Here is a 2,294-nt window from a genome sequence, read left to right as displayed (position 1 = left end):
GGGGTCCAGGGCGTGGACGGGGCCGGCCGGTGCGGGTGCCTGCTGCGGGGCCGCGGGGGCCGCCGGGGGCGCGAAGCCAGGCGCCGGTCCGGCGGGCGGCGCGAAGCCGGGAGCCGCCTGCGGAGCCGGTGCGGGGGCGGGCGCGGACTCCTCCTCCATGACCTCACCGCCGAAGTGCTTCAGCAGCGCCTCCAGCCCTCCGTCGAACCCCTGCCCGACCGCCGCGAAGCGCCAGACGTCCTTGAGATAGAAGTCGCCGAGCATCACGGCCCGCTCGGTGGTGAACTCCGAGCCGTCGAACGAATAGCGCGCGACCTCCTCACCGCCCGCGACGATCCGCAGATAGCCGGGGTCGACCCGGGACATCTGCCCGTCGCCGTCGATGGTGGCGGTGAAGGAGAGCTTCTGGATGTTCGCGGGAATGCGGTCCAGCGTCACCCTGAAGGATTCGGTGTCGCCCGCCTGGGCGCCCAGCAGCCGGATCGCCCCCTCCGGTGACTCGGGCTGGTTGAAGAAGACGAAGTAGCGGTCGTCAGACAGCCGCTCGTCGGCGTCGAGACCGAAGCAGCTGATGTCGAAGGAGAGCCCCGGCGCGGAGATCCGTACGCCCACGTACAGGTCCGTCCCGGCTGTCAGATCGCTGATCCTGGCCTTGTGGCCTCGTTGGAATTCCCTGGCCATGCGTAACGACCGTCCCCCATCCGAAGCGGTGAATTGCGTTGCGCCAGGCTAACCGGTGCTTCCCCGGCTCACTCGCCCCCGTCGCGGGGAAGATTCGGCAGCCGGCCCGCGGCGATCACGCCCTCCAGGAATCCCCGGGCCCTCTCCGTGCGCGGGTAGGCCTCCAACAGCCGCCAGAAGTCCGGGCCGTGGCCGGGGACCAGCAGATGGGCCAGCTCGTGCAGGAGGACGTAGTCCAGGACGTACTCCGGCATGCCCTGCAGACGGTGGGAGAGGCGGATGCTGCCCTCGGCGGGGGTGCACGAACCCCAGCGGGTGTTCTGGTTGGTGACCCAGCGCACGGTGGCCGGGCGGGCGCGCCCGAGCAGGTACTGCTCGGACAGCCGCACCGCGCGGGCGGCCAGCTCTCCGTCGTCGAGCGTCCTCCTGCTCTCCTGGGCGGCCAGCTTGTCGAGCATGACGCCCACCCAGCGCCGCTCCTCCTCCTTCGACATCCGGGCCGGGATGAGGACGACGGTGCGGCCGCCCTCCCGGTAGGCGGAGACCGTGCGGCGGCGGCGTGCGCTGCGGCGGACCTCGACCGCGTCCGGCCGCGGTGCCGTACCGCCCGCGGCCGCGCCGTCCGGGCCGGGGCCCGGCTTCTCGACGCTGTTCAGCGGGTCTGCGGGCATGCCACGACGTTACCCGGCGGCGTCGGCGGAAGTCCCGCCTCCGGGTCGCTCGTGGGAACGCACGCCTCCGTGCGAGCCGTCGGCGCGCCTCCCGGGCGCCCCCGCACCTCCGGTACGACGAACGCCGCGCCCTGTGGACGGCTCTCCGCGGCGACCTCGGCGAAGGGCGCAGGCTGGAGCCGTCCGGCCCTCCCGGTGCCGGGTGCGCCGGCGGTGGTTCGGCGGCGGTTCGACAGTGCTTCGGCAGTGCTTCGGGAATGGCTCAGGGGGCTTGTTGTGCATCCGATGATCAAACCGGCGCTTCGGCGCGCCTGGCGGGACAGGAACACCGTCCGGTACGGGGTGGCGCCCGCGCACGCGGTGCTGCTGGGCCCGGTGGACACCGCGACCGGCGGTTTCCTGGAGCTCTTCGACGGCACCCGCAGCCTCCCCCAGCTCAGACAGGCCGCCGAGGCGATGGGGCTCGGGGCGGACGCGGCGGACCGGCTGGTGGCACGGCTGACGGCCGCGGGGCTGCTGGACGACGCCACGGCCCACCGGCGGGCGGCGGCCCGGGTGGACGACCGGCTCCGTCCGGACCTGGGGTCGCTCTCGGTGCTCCGGCCCGAACCGGGCGGCGGGGTGCGCCGGCTGGCCGCCCGGGCGGCGGCCCGGGTGCAGGTGCGCGGTGCGGGACGGGTCGGAGCCACGGTGGCGGCACTGCTGTCGGCGGCCGGGGTGGGGCAGGTGGATGTGGTGGACGGCGGCTGTGTGGCGCCGTGGGACACCGCGCCCGGGGGCATCGCCCCCGACCGGATCGGCGAGCGGCTGCTGGGGATGGGGTCGGCCAGGGAGCGCGGCCTGATGGAGTCCTTCCTGCGGGCCAGGCGGCGCGGCGAGCACACCGAGATCGACCTCGCCACGGGGGCGCCGGTCCGCCGCGGCGAGGCGGCGCCCCGGCTG

The 2,294-nt window shown here is 74.7% G+C and carries 3 protein-coding genes; 1 reads left to right on the top strand and 2 read right to left on the bottom strand.

All coding sequences use genetic code 11. From position 1 onward, the window contains the following. Nucleotides 1–681: TerD family protein (locus ACLIYP_RS30225; protein WP_412716264.1), on the bottom strand; the 681-nt coding region annotated here is incomplete at its 3' end. A 68-nt stretch (nt 682–749) separates the two neighbouring features. Beyond that, nucleotides 750–1,352, bottom strand: a complete 603-nt coding sequence (locus ACLIYP_RS30220; RefSeq protein ID WP_412716263.1) for a M48 metallopeptidase family protein — start codon at nt 1,350–1,352, stop codon at nt 750–752. A 276-nt stretch (nt 1,353–1,628) separates the two neighbouring features. On the opposite strand from ACLIYP_RS30220, the gene ACLIYP_RS30215 reads away from it, so the two are divergent. Beyond that, the coding region (locus ACLIYP_RS30215; RefSeq protein WP_412716262.1) for a ThiF family adenylyltransferase at nt 1,629–2,294 on the top strand (666 nt) is incomplete at its 3' end.

This window comes from Streptomyces nanhaiensis, assembly GCF_046614825.1.
Classification (GTDB): Bacteria; Actinomycetota; Actinomycetes; order Streptomycetales; family Streptomycetaceae; genus Streptomyces; species Streptomyces radiopugnans.
This window is presented reverse-complemented; position numbering and strand designations above follow the sequence as displayed.

Bases quoted from the DNA above. Each gene is read 5' to 3' on its own strand.
- ACLIYP_RS30220 (WP_412716263.1), bottom strand. From the start codon at position 1,352: ATGCCCGCAGACCCGCTGAACAGCGTCGAGAAGCCGGGCCCCGGCCCG.